We start from the raw sequence: 13,702 nt of genomic DNA, 5'->3' as shown, positions 1-13,702 counted from the left end.
TGAATATGGTAGAAGAAATGGAGACGAAGGAGTGAGACGATGTTAGAAGTGAAAGATTTGGTTAAGACGTTTGGAGACTATACCGCTGTTGATCATGTGTCTTTTCAAATACCTGATGGAAAGATTATGGGGCTGATCGGACAAAACGGGGCAGGAAAAACCACAACTTTTCGATTGATCTTAGATTTTTTGACACAGGATCAAGGAGAAGTTTTATGGAATGGACAACCTTTGGGAGAAAAAGACTATGACATTATTGGCTATCTTCCTGAAGAACGTGGGTTGTATCCGAAAGTAACGATTCAAGAGCAATTGTTGTATTTTGCTGAATTGAGAGGCAAAAAAAGAAAAGAGATCGAACCAAAAATCGATTTTTGGATGGAAAAGTTCCAAGTAAAAGGAAAGAAAACCGATAAAGTAAAATCATTATCTAAAGGAAATCAACAAAAAGTCCAATTGATTGCTACGTTGATCCATGAACCTAAATTAATCATATTGGACGAGCCGTTTAGTGGGCTTGACCCAGTCAATGCAGAATTGCTGAAAGACGGGATCATTGAGTTAAAAGAACATGGCTCATGTGTTATTTTCTCCAGTCACAATATGGATAATGTTGAAAAAATCTGTGATCATTTAATTATGTTACGTAATGGAAAAATGGTGTTAAGCGGGAAAGTCCATGAAATCAGAAATTCTTTTGGACGTACAAAGTTATTCTTAGAATCTGGCTTGTCCCAGGAGGAAGTTGCAATGATCGAAGGGGTCGAAAAAGTCGTCACTCATGAAGATCAAACGCTTGAAATCACTTTAAACGATCCTGATGTAGGAAAAGAAATCTTTACCCGAGCAACACAATTTGGCTATATTCCAATGTTCAATCAACAACCGCCTACCTTAGAAGAGATATTCAAAATGAAAGCAGGTGAGATTGATGCGTAAATTTTGGATCATTACAAAAGATGTTTATTTAAAAAATGTCAAATCTATCTCTTTCTTGATTATGATCTTAGTGCCATTCATTATGATAGGGATCGTTTATTTAGCAGGCAATTTTGCTCAGCAAAACAGTGAGATTAATAAAATTGGTGTATTGTCCGAAAATCAACAAGTAACGCAACAGCTTGAACAAGTAAAAACCGATGAGTTCAGCTTTCAAGCGGTTGATTCGCAAACACAAGCTCAAAAAGAATTAGCCGATGAAAAAATTGATGCCTATTTAGTCGTCACAGTCGAAAACGATCAGCTAAAAGGTCAACTTTACAGTGAAAATTCGTTAGGACAAAGTACACAATTGTTGATCCAACAGCAATTAACTGGATTGCAATCACTATTGCGAGCTAGCCAACTGGGACTTTCTCCTGAAGAAGTAGCTAGTCTTAGTCAACCAGCAAGTTTGACTAGACAAAAAGTAAGTTTTGATAGTAATAACAAAATGAAAGTTGGAGAAGATAATTCTGGCGTACAATATGCGATTAGTTATGCAGCAACCATTATCTTATTTATCATTATCCTGACTTATTCACAAATCATCGCGCAAGAAATTGCTTCTGAAAAGGGAACTCGAATCATGGAAGTCATTTTATCAAGTACGACAGCTCAAAAACATTTTTATGGTAAATTGACTGGTGTCTTGTTAGTTGCTTTAACGCAGATGGCTCTATACGGTGTGATCTTGACTGTGGGATTCCAACAATTTAAACATATGGATTTTGTAAAAAGTATCATAGAGAATATTTCACTAGATAAGATCATCGGACCATTTTTATGGTACGCATTGTTGTTTATGTTCTTTGGTATCTTGATCTTCTCCGTTTTAGCGGCTTTATGTGGATCATTAGTCAACAAAGCAGAAGATACAGCAAAAGCGATTTTACCAGTTACTTATCTTTCTTTAGGTGGCTATATGCTTGGGTTGATCTTAGGCGCATCTGATCCAAACAATATCGTGATTCGGATCACGTCCTATATTCCGTTCCTTTCTTCTTATATTATGCCGATTCGTTTGGCGAATGAGACAGTTGGGATGACTAGTGTATTGATTTCACTTGTAGTGTTAATCATTGTCACATTCCTGCTAATGTTCTTCTCAGCGAACATGTATAAATCAAATGTTCTTGTTTATAGTGAAGGTGGCTTATGGAGTTCATTGAAACAGTCACTTTCAATTATGAGAAATGAACGTAAGAAATCCTAACCGACTGACTATTAAAAGCAGTATCGGCACAACAAAATGGTAAATGAAAAACTAAATGCTGGCGTTATTTCGGTTGATCTACGAAATAACGCCAGCATTTTTTAGGATATTCTAAAGGAAAAAAATCGTTGCCCAATCACTTCAGGACTAAAATTCTTGAACAAAAAAATCAAATAATCCTTGATCAGTGGGATTGCTTGAATGTGTCAGCTCTGGATGCCATTGTACACCAAATAATCGAACATCCTTATCGAGACTTTCAATCCCTTCCACTAGACCATCAGGTGAAAAGGCTGTGGCTTTTAATGAAGGTGCCAGCTCTTTCAACGCCTGATGATGATAAGAGTTTACTAAATAAATATCAGGTAGTAGCTGATGTAAAAGAGTATCGGGTAAAATCTTTACTTCATGAGTAGCAAATTGTGGGGCGGTTGGATGCTGTTCATGTTTGACTGACCACTTAGGATAAGTGGTTAAATCTTGATACAAACTACCCCCAAGCACGACATTTAAGAGTTGCATTCCACGACAAACAGCAAAAATTGGTTTGTTTTGTTTGAGTGCCTCGCTGATAAGTGCCGCTTCAAAGAGGTCTCTTTGAAGATTGGTTTCTAAAAGTTTTGGATGGGGAGGTTCATGATACAGTTGTGGGGAAATATCCTGTCCACCGGCTAAGATCAGTTTATCGATTTGGTCAATATAAGCAGAAGCAGTCTTAGAGGATGAGATCGGTAAAACGATCGGTAAACCATTCGCCTGCTGTACAGCATTGACAAAGCCTTGGGGAGTATAGGTTACTTGATTTCCTTGAAAAGTATCTGTCGCTCGGATCAACTGATTTCCAGCAATTCCAATAATGGGTAACATAAACATTCCTCCAAATCGTCTATTCGTTCTATTCTATCAAGAATAAAAAAAATTTAAAACTATTTGAAATAGATCTAGTTTGGGAATACATATGAAGAAAAAATTTTTTTATGAGAATTTCTTATAAAAAAACAGAGTTACCGAGGAAAAATATGGTGTTCTTATTGAATTTTTTCGTCATTTTGGTACAATAGAATTAAATCACGAATAAAATGGTTGGGCATAATGCTTCAAGGATCGCGTTCTTCAAGGGGTGAGAAGAACATATTGAAGGGCTCAGCATCATTAGTCAACTAAAGGGCACATACTTTCAATGTAACGAGAGCATGTGTCCTTTTTTAATCGAAAGGGGGAAGTGATTGTGACAGAAATGGCACGAATTTTGACAAGAATCAAAGAAGCAGAAGAGAATAATCAGAAAAAAGAAGAGCAGGTCAAAGCAGAACTTGCTCAATATGAACAATTAAAAAATAACGAATTAATCGATTTGAATAAAGAATTCCAAGAACGATTAACCAAGCTAATGAAAGAAAAAAGAAAAAATGAAGAGGAAGTAACTGAAGACGAACAGCACAAACTGGAATTGATTTTAGAACAATTTCGTCAAAAAGTTCTTGAAATAGAAAAAACATATTTAGAAAAAGAAGAAGAGGAAATAGCGAAGAAAAAGAACTTAACAAATGAGATCATTGAAAGGATGAAACAAAAAAATGGCTGTCACTAAAATGGAAAAAGTGACTCTCATTTCAGATAAGAAAAATCGTGAAATCTTGTTGCAAGCAGTTCAAGGACTTCATGCAGTAGAAATCCGTGATCTGTTCCAAGAATCTGAAAACAATCAATGGGTAGAGACGTTTTTTCCTGAACCAGAGATGATCGATAAGGACAAGGAACTGGCGAAATTATCCTATAAATTAACGGATATTCGTACAGCTATCCAATTTATCGAACATCATGGCGAAAAAAGTCAGAAAAAACAACACTTAAAAAGGCGTGAACTTTCGTTAGATACTTTGGAAAAAAATTATTCAGAAGAAGCTTTTTCGAAAAAGCTGGAAGAAGTCTTACTTTTGAAGGAACAATGGGAGCAACTGGTAGACGAACGCCAACAATTGGAAGACCAAGAGAATTGGTTGCTCAATTGGCAAAATCTGGATTTGGCGCCTAAAGCATTTGATAGTCAAATGACCAAGCTAGTCATTGGGACGGTCAATGCTAAAAATGCTGAATCTTTTAAAGCTGAAGTTGCTGAGATAAACGAAGCCTATTTAGAAGAAATCAACTCTTCACCAACAACGACTTACTTTGCCTACATTGTTTTACGAGCTGACGAGTCACGCATGGAAGAAATCGCCAGTCGTTATGGATTTGTTAAAGAAGACTATCTGTATGAGGGGACACCACAGCAACAGTTAGTTGCTGCAAAACAAAGTTTACAGGAAATCAAGGACCAACAAAAGAAACTCTCTTCAGCCATTGGAGCTTGTAGTGGGTATATCAAAGATTTCGAATGGACGGAAGAAATCTTCTTGGCTCGCTCTGAACGAGAAGCAATCAAGGACCGGATCATTCATACTCCTTATCTGATTCTGATTCAAGGCTGGGTGGATCATGAAGAAAAACAAGAATTGATCCACATGCTACAAAATGTCTTAGCAAGTGAAGAAGTCTATTTGACCTTTGACGAGCCAACGGACAATGAAATTGCTGAAGAAGTACCGACCAAACTAAAAAATCACCCGATCGTCGCTCCTTTTGAGATGTTAACGGAGATGTATAGTTTACCAAAGTATGAAGAAGTTGATCCAACGCCTTGGATGATGCCGTTTTACCTCGTCTTTTTTGGCATGATGGTGGCGGATATCGGGTATGGGTTACTGATGTTTTTAGGGGCATTTTTACTCCAAAAATTAGTGGTATTGCCACGGGGAATGCAACGTTTTGCAAAATTCTTTGAGATTCTAGCAATCCCTTCGATCATCTGGGGATTTATCTACAGCTCATTTTTTGGGGCGGCATTGCCTAAAGAAATTTTTGGTATTCATTTACCATTTCCGATTTTGTCTACTACAGATGATGTCAACACGATCTTGATTTTATCCGTAATTTTTGGTTTGATCCAAATTTTAGTCGGACTATTTATTGCTGCTAAGGAACATATCAAACGAAAAGCATATGTCGATGCCGTGAATGATGGGTTTGCTTGGCAAGGGATCTTGCTTGGTATCATTCTGATTTTATTGGGAACGATGATCCTTAAAAACAACGCCTTTGTTTATTTAGGTGGTGCATTAGCTGTTCTTTCAGCCGTATGTATTTTGATCATTCCTGTTTTCCAATCTTCTTCAAAAGCCAAGGGGATCGCCAAAGGTGCGTATAATTTATATGGTCTAACTGGCTATATCGGAGACTTAGTCAGCTATACACGACTAATGGCACTGGGAATCTCTGGAGGAAGTATTGCCGCAGCTTTCAACATGTTAGTTGCTTTTATGCCTCCAGCTGCTCGTTTTAGTGTCGGAATTTTATTGATCATTGTCCTACAGGCTTTGAATATGTTCTTAACACTTTTGAGTGCCTATGTACATGGCGCAAGATTACAATATGTAGAATTTTTTGGAAAGTTTTACACTGGAGGAGGGCGTTCCTTCAAACCACTAAAAACGGTGGAGAAATACGTCAACATCAATCATAAGAAAAAATAGAAATATTGGAGGAATTTGATACAATGATGGATTATTTGATTACTCAAAATGGTGGAATGGTATTTGCAGTATTAGCGATGGCAACAGCAACGATTTTTTCAGGAATCGGGTCTGCTAAAGGCGTTGGAATGACTGGGGAAGCGGCAGCTGCATTGACGACCAGTCAACCAGAAAAATTTGGACAAGCGTTAATTTTACAATTACTTCCAGGTACCCAAGGATTATACGGTTTCGTTATCGCCTTCTTGATTTTTATCAACTTAGGCAGTGATATGTCTGTCGTTCAAGGATTGAACTTCTTAGGAGCTTCCTTACCGATTGCCTTTACTGGTTTATTCTCAGGGATCGCTCAAGGGAAGGTTGCAGCAGCTGGTATTCAAATTCTAGCGAAAAAACCTGAGCATGCAACGAAAGGGATCATTTTTGCTGCGATGGTTGAAACATATGCCATCTTAGGTTTCGTTATTTCTTTCTTACTGGTCTTAAATGCGTAATAGCCTAGCTTATAAGGAGGAATGACGGTGGATGCGATTGATAAAATCATCACTCAAATAAATGAAACAGCACAACTCGAACGTGCATCATTCGAAGAAATGAAGCGCAAAGAAATCGATCAAAAATTTGAAGTGAAAAAGTGGCAGATCGAAGCAGATTTTCAGAAAGAAAAAGCAAGTAAACTGGAAGAAATTGAACGAAGTTATCGCCAGTTGAGAAACAAGCAAAAAATGCAAGTGAAACAAGAAATCTTAAATGTGAAACAAGAAGTTTTACAGCGTTTATTCACGGAAGCAACGCTTCAGTTAGAAAATGAACCAAAAGAAGAACAACTTGCATTGATGAAGCAAATGATCCAAACATTACCGATCAATGGCACAGCTCGCTTGATCCCAGGAGAAAAATCAGCGGATATCTTAACACCTGCGGTCATCGCTGAATGGAATGAAGAACTTCCTTTTGAATTAATACGGGAAGACTTTACTGAAAAAGCACAAGCAGGGTTGATCATTGATGATGCTGGTATCCAATATAACTTTTTATTTAGTCACTTGATCAAGGAAATTCAAGAGACGATGAGTGCTGAAATTGCCAAAGAATTATTTGACTAAGGAGGGATTGTTAAATGGAGTATCATGAATTAAATCCCTTGATACGTGGTAGAGAATTAGAGTTGATTTCAAAAGACACGTTTGAGCAAATGATCCAAACCGATTCGATCGATTCACTTGGAGAAATCTTACAATCCACGATCTATCAGCCGTATATCTATGACGGCTTTGACAAGGATTTTGAAGCCAATCTCTCTCAGGAACGCAGCAAATTATTCCAGTGGTTGAAAGAATCTGCACCAGAACCGGAAATCGTTTGGATCTATACGATGCGTTACACTTTCCATAATTTGAAAGTATTGACAAAGGCTGAGATCACAGGGCAAAACCTTGATCACCTTTACATCCATGATGGATTTTATTCGCTGGAAGTGTTGAAAGATGCGATTCACACGCAAGTGTCGGTGGAATTGCCAGACAGTCTCATGGATTATATTCGAGAAGTTCATGAATACTGCGAAGAATCGACTATTTTACAAGGGATCGATGTGATTTATGACCGTTGTTTTCTAACCGAGCAACGTCGCTTAGGGGAACAGCTTGGTTACCCTGAACTATTAGAAGAGATCATTGCTTTTATCGATTTAACGAATATCACCACGACAGCAAGAGGGATCTTGCAGCATCGTTCTGCAGGTTTTATGACAACAGTTATTTCAAGTTCAGGAAGTATTCCGAAAGACACATTGCTTTCCTTTGTTCGTGGGGAAATGGCATCTTTTACTCAGTTTTTACTGACAACAGATTACAGTGAGCTATTAAAGCAAGTCATCCATGAAGAACAGATTGATCTAGTCAGCTTGGAACAATTGAAAGATGATTATTTAAGTTCTTTTTATCAAGTAGCACAGACACAAGCGTTTGGCCCGTTACCATTACTAGCTTTTTTGAACGCAAAAGAAGTCGAAAGTAAAAATCTGCGCCTTTTGATCATTGGCAAACGAAATCACTTTTCACTGGAACAACTAAAAGAAAGGATGAGACAGGTCTATGACTTATAAAATTGGAGTAGTAGGTGACAAGGATTCTGTCTCGCCTTTTCGATTATTTGGCTTTGATGTACAGCATGGTACGACAAAGACTGAAATAAGAAAAACAATCGATGAGATGGCTAAGAATGAATATGGTGTGATCTATATCACCGAACAATGTGCAAATCTGGTCCCTGAAACGATTGAGCGCTATAAAGGACAATTGACACCTGCGATCATTTTGATTCCTAGTCATCAAGGAACCCTTGGTATCGGTTTAGAAGAGATCCAAAATAGTGTGGAAAAAGCTGTTGGACAAAATATTTTATAATAGGAAAAGGAGATAGTCATTTGCAAATTGGAAAAATCATAAAAGTCTCCGGTCCTCTCGTTATGGCAGAAAATATGTCAGAAGCAAGTATTCAAGACATGTGTTTAGTGGGAGATTTAGGAGTCATCGGCGAAATCATTGAGATGCGTCAAGATGTGGCGTCTATTCAAGTATATGAAGAAACTTCAGGAATTGGTCCCGGGGAACCTGTTCGTTCAACTGGGGAAGCACTATCTGTTGAGCTAGGACCAGGAATCATTTCACAAATGTTTGACGGGATTCAAAGACCACTGGATACATTTATGGAAGTGACTCAAAGTAACTTCTTAGGACGTGGGGTCCAATTACCAGCTTTAGATCATGAGAAACAATGGTGGTTTGAAGCGACAATCGAAGAAGGAACAGAAGTAAGTGCTGGAGACATTATTGGGTACGTGGATGAAACGAAGATCATTCAGCACAAAATCATGGTCCCTAATGGTATCAAAGGAACTGTACAAAAAATTGAATCTGGATCATTTACGATCGATGATCCGATTTGTGTGATCGAAACGGAACAAGGCTTAAAAGAGCTGACGATGATGCAAAAATGGCCAGTACGTCGTGGTCGACCAATCAAACAAAAATTAAATCCAGATGTACCGATGATCACCGGTCAAAGGGTCATTGACACGTTTTTCCCAGTAACTAAAGGAGGAGCGGCAGCCGTTCCAGGTCCGTTTGGTGCAGGGAAGACAGTTGTGCAACACCAGATTGCTAAGTGGTCGGACGTAGATCTAGTGGTTTACGTTGGTTGTGGGGAACGAGGAAATGAAATGACGGATGTCGTCAATGAATTTCCTGAACTGATCGATCCAAATACGGGCGAGTCTTTGATGGAACGAACTGTGTTGATCGCTAATACATCGAACATGCCAGTAGCTGCTCGAGAAGCTTCTATTTATACGGGAATCACGATTGCTGAGTACTTCCGCGACATGGGGTATGATGTAGCAATCATGGCAGATTCCACTTCTCGTTGGGCAGAAGCACTGCGTGAAATGAGCGGACGTTTAGAAGAAATGCCTGGTGATGAAGGTTATCCCGCTTATCTGGGCTCTCGTCTAGCTGAATACTATGAACGTTCAGGACGTGTCATTGCTCTAGGCTCTGACCAACGTGAGGGCAGTATCACTGCCATCAGTGCGGTTTCTCCTTCTGGTGGAGATATCTCTGAACCAGTGACTCAAAATACCTTACGAGTGGTAAAGGTTTTCTGGGGATTAGATTCTAGTCTTGCTCAAAAAAGACATTTTCCATCGATTAACTGGATCCAAAGTTACTCATTATATTCAACAGAAGTTGGCAGATATATGGATCAAATCTTACAACAGGATTGGTCTGATATGGTAACTGAAGGCATGCGGATCTTGCAAGAAGAAGAACAATTAAATGAAATCGTGCGCTTGGTAGGGATCGATTCGCTTTCTGATAACGATCGCTTGACCCTTGAAGTAGCAAAATCGATTCGAGAAGACTATTTACAACAAAATGCTTTTGATGATGTAGATACGTTTACTTCAAGAGAAAAACAATTCAACATGTTGAAAGTTATTTTGACTTTTGGGAAAGAAGCACGAAAAGCCTTATCGTTGGGAGCGTACTTCAATGAAATCATGGAAGGTACAGTAGCGGTCAGAGAACGCATTAGTCGGAGCAAGTATATTCCAGAAGAAGAGTTGGCCAAAATTAGTAGTATAAATGAAGAAATCAAAGAAACGATCCAATTGATTGTTTCAGAAGGAGGGATGACCGATGATTAAAGAATATCGTACAATCAAAGAAGTGGTCGGCCCTTTGATGGCAGTCGAAAAAGTTTCGGGAGTCAAATATGAAGAATTGATTGAAGTTCGAATGCAAAACGGCGAGATTCGTCGTGGACAAGTACTAGAAGTCCAAGAAGACAAAGCGATGGTTCAGATCTTTGAAGGGACCAGTGGAATCAATCTAAAAAATTCTTCCGTACGTTTTTTAGGACACCCTTTACAATTAGGGGTATCAGAAGACATGATCGGTCGGGTTTTTGATGGTCTTGGTCGACCAAAAGACAATGGACCTGAAATCTTGCCAGAAAAATATTTAGATATCAATGGCGAAGTAATCAATCCAATTGCCAGAGATTATCCCGATGAATTTATCCAAACAGGGATTTCAGCAATCGATCATTTGAATACATTAGTTCGTGGGCAAAAATTGCCGGTTTTTTCTGGCTCAGGTTTACCACACAAAGAGTTGGCTGCCCAAATTGCTCGCCAAGCAACTGTTTTGGATTCTTCCGATGATTTTGCTGTGGTTTTTGCTGCCATCGGTATTACTTTTGAAGAAGCCGAATTTTTTATGGAAGACTTTAGACAAACAGGTGCGATTGACCGCTCCGTTATGTTTATGAATTTAGCTAATGATCCAGCAATCGAACGAATCGCCACACCAAGAATGGCATTGACGGCCGCTGAATATTTAGCTTATGAAAAAGGCATGCACGTCTTAGTCATCATGACCGATATGACCAACTATGCAGAAGCGCTCAGAGAAATTTCGGCCGCACGTCGAGAAGTTCCTGGTCGTCGTGGTTATCCAGGCTATCTTTACACAAACTTAGCCACCTTATTTGAACGGGCTGGACGGATTAGAGGATTGAAAGGTTCTGTAACTCAAATTCCGATTTTGACGATGCCAGAAGATGATAAGACTCATCCGATTCCCGATTTGACTGGCTATATCACAGAAGGTCAGATCATTTTAACGAGAGAGCTTTATAAGAGTGGGATTCAACCACCGATCGATGTCTTGCCTTCTCTTTCACGGTTGAAGGACAAAGGAACAGGTGCCGGTAAAACGAGAGAAGACCACGCAGCAACGATGAACCAATTGTTTGCCGCCTATGCGCAAGGAAAACAAGCGAAGGAATTAGCTGTCGTTTTAGGTGAATCTGCCTTGTCAGATATTGATAAAATCTATGCAAAATTTGCGGAACGATTTGAAAACGAATATGTCAACCAAGGATTTTACACCAATCGGACGATCACAGAAACGCTTGACTTAGGTTGGGAACTGTTGGCGATGCTTCCAAGAACCGAGTTAAAACGAATCAAGGATGATTTACTGGATAAGTATTTGCCAGAAGGGAAGTGAGTTCCTTATGCGATTAAACGTCAATCCTACGAGAATGGAGCTAACTCGTTTAAAGAAACAATTAACGACAGCGACAAGGGGACACAAACTTTTAAAGGATAAACAAGATGAATTGATGCGTCAATTTATTTTACTGATCCGTAAAAATAATGAGTTACGCCAAGCAATAGAAAAAGAAACCCAAACAGCAATGAAAGATTTTGTCTTAGCAAAGTCAACAGTCGAAGAAGCTTTTATTGACGAACTTTTAGCATTACCAGCGGAAAACGTCTCACTTTCTGTAGTTGAGAAAAATATTATGAGTGTCAAAGTTCCCCTCATGAATTTTCAATACGATGAAACATTGAATGAGACACCGTTAGAGTATGGCTATCTTCATTCTAATGCAGAGTTGGATCGTTCGATCGATGGTTTTACGCAGCTCTTACCAAAGCTTTTGAAGCTGGCAGAAGTTGAAAAAACATGTCAACTCATGGCTGAAGAGATCGAGAAAACCAGAAGAAGGGTCAATGCGTTAGAATATATGACGATTCCTCAATTGGAAGAAACGATTTATTATATTAAAATGAAGCTGGAAGAAAACGAACGAGCAGAAGTAACTCGCCTGATCAAAGTGAAAAATATGGGAACAGAAGAGTAAGGCTGATCCAATTCAGCATTCTAATGGCTTTTTTTCATGATCGAAACAAATTGAATTTAGCGTAGGAAGAAAAAGTAGTCATTTATTTTTCTTCTTGCGCTCGTTTGCTTATAATGGAAAGAGGTCGTGAAAGAAGCGGTCAGCTCCGAGCGAATAAGAGAGGATTTTTTAAAATAGCTTCTCCTATTTTAGAAAATCATCGCTTATTGTTGAGGAGTTGCTTCACGCCAATGATTCATTTTGTATCTATTTATGATCGCAGAACAAAATGTCGTTCTGAGATCTTAGATAAAAATTAAGCATAAGGAATGACTATCATGAAAAAAAGAGTAAGAAAACGATTATCACCTGTCCAGCTAATTGCTGCTGGGTTTTTTATCTTGATCCTGTTTGGAGGTAGCTTACTGACGTTACCATTTTTTAGCCGCAGCGGAGAAAGCACCCATTTTATTGATGCCTTATTCACTGCAACCTCAGCTGTTTGTGTGACTGGTTTGACGACACTGAATACTGCGGAGCATTGGAATAGTGCAGGACAGTTTTTGATCATGACCTTGATTGAAATCGGTGGGTTAGGCTTTATGATGATCCCGATCCTCTTTTTTGCTATTGCGAAGAAAAAAATCAGTTTTAGTATGCGGATTGTGCTAAAGGAAGCCTTAAACCTTGAAGAGATGTCGGGTGTAATTAAGTTAATGATCTATATCTTAAAATTTGCGGTGGTGATCCAAGTAATCGGGGCGGTTGCTTTGAGTGTAGTTTTTATTCCTGAATTTGGTTGGGCTAAAGGTATCTGGTTTAGTATCTTTCATGCCGTTTCTAGTTTTTGTAATGCAGGATTTGATTTATTAGGAGACAGTTTACTCGCGGATCAAACAAATGTTTACCTAATCATGGTCATTTCAGCGTTGATCATTGCAGGTGGATTAGGTTTTATTGTCTGGCGTGATATTCTAAGTTATCATCGGGTCAAAAAAATCACACTACATTCAAAAGTCGCCTTATCTGTAACTGCACTCTTATTAATTGGTGGATTTATTTTATTTTTCATCACTGAAAGAAATGGACTGACTTTAGTTAAAGGTACGTTTACAGAAAGATTAGCGAATACATTTTTTATGAGTGTGACACCAAGAACAGCAGGCTATTACTCTATTGATTATTTACAGATGAGTCATGCAGGATTGATTTTAACGATGTTTTTGATGTACATCGGAGGAACTTCTGGTTCGACAGCTGGAGGACTGAAAACTACGACATTAGGAATTTTATTGATCCAAATGCATGCCATGTTTAAAGGAAAGACACGAGCAGAAGCCTTCGGTCGAACCATTCGCCAAGCAGCCGTGCTACGTGCATTGACTCTTTTCTTTGTAACTCTCTCTTTATGTGTTGTTGCGATCATGGTCCTATCTGTGACGGAGACGATTCCTAAAACGTCAGGAATCGAATATATTGCGTTTGAAGTCTTTTCCGCTTTTGGGACAGTTGGATTGACGATGGGGTTGACCCCGGATTTGACATTGATCGGAAAACTAGTCATTATTTCTTTGATGTATATCGGTCGAGTAGGAATCATGACAGTCGTTTTTTCACTACTAGTAAAAGCAAACAGGGCAGAAGCCAATTACAAATACCCAGAAGAAAGCATTATGCTTGGGTAGTTGTGAAGGTATCGGGGAGTTCTGATGATAATAAAAAAGAAACGCTCAAAACA

At 38.8% G+C, this 13,702-nt stretch carries 13 protein-coding genes and 1 other annotated feature; of the genes, 12 read left to right on the top strand and 1 reads right to left on the bottom strand.

The genetic code is table 11. The features are described 5' to 3' along the window. The first annotated feature begins 39 nt into the window (after positions 1-39). The gene (locus tag IGJ32_RS09625) at positions 40-939 is read left to right on the top strand and encodes an ABC transporter ATP-binding protein (RefSeq protein ID WP_342081862.1); all 900 of its coding nucleotides are present in this window, start codon (positions 40-42) and stop codon (positions 937-939) included. Further along, positions 932-2,194 carry an ABC transporter permease gene (locus tag IGJ32_RS09620; RefSeq protein ID WP_010738019.1) on the top strand — a complete coding sequence of 421 codons (1,263 nt, stop codon included), beginning with the start codon at positions 932-934 and terminating at the stop codon, positions 2,192-2,194. The genes IGJ32_RS09625 and IGJ32_RS09620 overlap by 8 nt, the downstream gene beginning before the upstream one ends. Before the next feature lie 147 nt (positions 2,195-2,341). Here IGJ32_RS09620 and IGJ32_RS09615 read toward each other — a convergent pair whose 3' ends face one another. After that, positions 2,342-3,061 carry a gamma-glutamyl-gamma-aminobutyrate hydrolase family protein gene (locus IGJ32_RS09615; protein ID WP_342081861.1) on the bottom strand — a complete coding sequence of 240 codons (720 nt, stop codon included), beginning with the start codon at positions 3,059-3,061 and terminating at the stop codon, positions 2,342-2,344. A gap of 214 nt (positions 3,062-3,275) precedes the next feature. Further along, positions 3,276-3,324 (top strand) — a sequence feature (sodium ion sensor (DUF1646 type); this cis-regulatory element may regulate processes involved in with the transportation of sodium ions). Between the two features lie 107 nt (positions 3,325-3,431). Here IGJ32_RS09615 and IGJ32_RS09610 point away from each other — a divergent pair. The 10 genes from IGJ32_RS09610 to IGJ32_RS09565 all read left to right on the top strand — a co-directional run bounded on the left by IGJ32_RS09610 (position 3,432) and on the right by IGJ32_RS09565 (position 13,649). Then, positions 3,432-3,785: an ATPase V gene (locus IGJ32_RS09610; RefSeq protein WP_192924300.1), complete on the top strand. Its 354-nt coding sequence runs from the start codon at positions 3,432-3,434 to the stop codon at positions 3,783-3,785. Continuing rightward, a complete protein-coding gene (locus IGJ32_RS09605) occupies positions 3,772-5,766 on the top strand; it encodes a V-type ATP synthase subunit I (protein ID WP_034867349.1) in 1,995 nt (664 codons plus the stop codon). The genes IGJ32_RS09610 and IGJ32_RS09605 overlap by 14 nt, the downstream gene beginning before the upstream one ends. A 23-nt stretch (positions 5,767-5,789) precedes the next feature. Beyond that, entirely contained in the window at positions 5,790-6,260 is a 471-nt protein-coding gene (locus IGJ32_RS09600; RefSeq protein ID WP_010738015.1) for a V-type ATP synthase subunit K, read from the top strand. Positions 6,261-6,287: 27 nt separating this feature from the next. Continuing rightward, entirely contained in the window at positions 6,288-6,872 is a 585-nt protein-coding gene (gene ntpE / locus IGJ32_RS09595) for a V-type sodium ATPase subunit E (RefSeq protein ID WP_063627423.1), read from the top strand. Between the two features lie 14 nt (positions 6,873-6,886). Next, complete coding sequence (locus IGJ32_RS09590; RefSeq protein ID WP_010738013.1) at positions 6,887-7,873, top strand: V-type ATPase subunit; 987 nt, start codon at positions 6,887-6,889, stop codon at positions 7,871-7,873. Beyond that, complete coding sequence (locus IGJ32_RS09585) at positions 7,863-8,174, top strand: V-type ATP synthase subunit F (RefSeq protein ID WP_010718638.1); 312 nt, start codon at positions 7,863-7,865, stop codon at positions 8,172-8,174. Before IGJ32_RS09590 ends, IGJ32_RS09585 begins: the two co-directional genes overlap by 11 nt. Positions 8,175-8,194: 20 nt before the next feature. Beyond that, positions 8,195-9,976, top strand: a complete 1,782-nt coding sequence (locus IGJ32_RS09580; protein ID WP_010718637.1) for a V-type ATP synthase subunit A — start codon at positions 8,195-8,197, stop codon at positions 9,974-9,976. Next, positions 9,969-11,345 (top strand): V-type ATP synthase subunit B, encoded by a 1,377-nt coding sequence (locus IGJ32_RS09575; RefSeq protein ID WP_010718636.1) that lies wholly within the window; start codon positions 9,969-9,971, stop codon positions 11,343-11,345. The genes IGJ32_RS09580 and IGJ32_RS09575 overlap by 8 nt, the downstream gene beginning before the upstream one ends. A 7-nt stretch (positions 11,346-11,352) precedes the next feature. Continuing rightward, the gene (locus IGJ32_RS09570) at positions 11,353-11,985 is read left to right on the top strand and encodes a V-type ATP synthase subunit D (RefSeq protein ID WP_080292479.1); all 633 of its coding nucleotides are present in this window, start codon (positions 11,353-11,355) and stop codon (positions 11,983-11,985) included. A 317-nt stretch (positions 11,986-12,302) separates the two neighbouring features. After that, positions 12,303-13,649 (top strand): TrkH family potassium uptake protein, encoded by a 1,347-nt coding sequence (locus IGJ32_RS09565; RefSeq protein WP_342081860.1) that lies wholly within the window; start codon positions 12,303-12,305, stop codon positions 13,647-13,649. The last annotated feature ends 53 nt before the right edge of the window (positions 13,650-13,702 follow it).

The organism is Enterococcus sp. DIV1639a (assembly GCF_050530445.1).
In the GTDB taxonomy this organism is placed as follows: Bacteria; Bacillota; Bacilli; order Lactobacillales; family Enterococcaceae; genus Enterococcus_B; species Enterococcus_B hirae.
The sequence above is the reverse complement of the archived record's forward strand: the minus strand, read 5'-3'. Positions and strand labels throughout refer to the sequence as shown.